Consider the following 940-nt stretch of genomic DNA (forward strand, 5'->3'; position numbering starts at 1 on the left):
TGGCGCTGCATGGCCGCGCCGATTTTGGCGAAATCGGGCTGCGTCAGCGGCTCGACGGTACCGATGTCGCGGAAGAAGGCAGTCATCGACGGCTCGACAAGCACGAGCATGCGCACCTGCTTACCACTTTCGTTCGAGTAATCGTGCGACTCCATCGGTCCGATACGGACCGCGCTGCCTGGATCGGCGACTACCGTGCGCGGCGCTTCACCAGCCTCGAAGTGGCGGATCCTCAGTTCACCCTCCAGGATGTAAAACATCTCCGGTGAAGGGTGGGCGTGCGGTGGGGTACCGGAGCCGGGAGGCACCGTGACCTCAAGCATTTCAAGGTTCGAGCCGGCAACGCCGCCCAGGAAGCGGATGCGGTCGGCGATGACCCAGACGGTTTCGCCGCCATCGAATGGTACTACGTCAATCGTCATGATTTCTCCTTCGGTTTTGATGACACGCCCGCTTGAGGATGGCTCTGGCCGACTGCGGACAGGATCAGCTCGAGCGCCCAGGATGCGGTTTCGCCGGCCTGGGCGCCGTCGAGACCGCCATAGTCTTTCAAAACCTCCCAAGCGGAGGCTGAGAAGAGGAGATGCGCCAGCGCTTCGATTCTGCGGGTTTCGGCTGCCGGAAGCTTGGCGGTTGCGGCATTGAGAGCATGTGCGAAATGGCGGCGGCGGTCGAGAACCGTGCCCATGCGCATGTCGCGCCCTGTCCGCGAATGCAGAGCAACGCGCATCGCAGCTTCATGCTGGTCAAAACGTGGAAAGGCTGTTCGTGGCCCGTCCAGCAGCTCCTGCAATGTCTGCGGACTGGTGATCGCGCCGATCCGGGCGTTCAGCCAGGGCCAGAATGCCGCCAGCAGGTCGTCCTTTGTGGCAAAGTGACGGAAGACGGTACGCCGCTGCACCCCAGCCTTTTCGGCGATCGCCTCGGCGGTGATCTCATC

The 940-nt window shown here is 62.8% G+C and carries 2 protein-coding genes; both read right to left on the reverse strand.

The genetic code is table 11. The features are described from left to right. Nucleotides 1-422 (reverse strand): cupin domain-containing protein (locus tag NKH19_RS33335; protein WP_352874176.1); only part of this gene is annotated, 422 nt, incomplete at its 3' end. Beyond that, on the reverse strand, nt 419-940 hold a 522-nt coding region (locus NKH19_RS33340; RefSeq protein ID WP_352874178.1), incomplete at its 5' end, for a TetR/AcrR family transcriptional regulator. The genes NKH19_RS33340 and NKH19_RS33335, both read right to left, overlap by 4 nt.

Source organism: Mesorhizobium sp. M1338 (assembly GCF_040318045.1).
Lineage (GTDB): Bacteria > Pseudomonadota > Alphaproteobacteria > Rhizobiales > Rhizobiaceae > Mesorhizobium.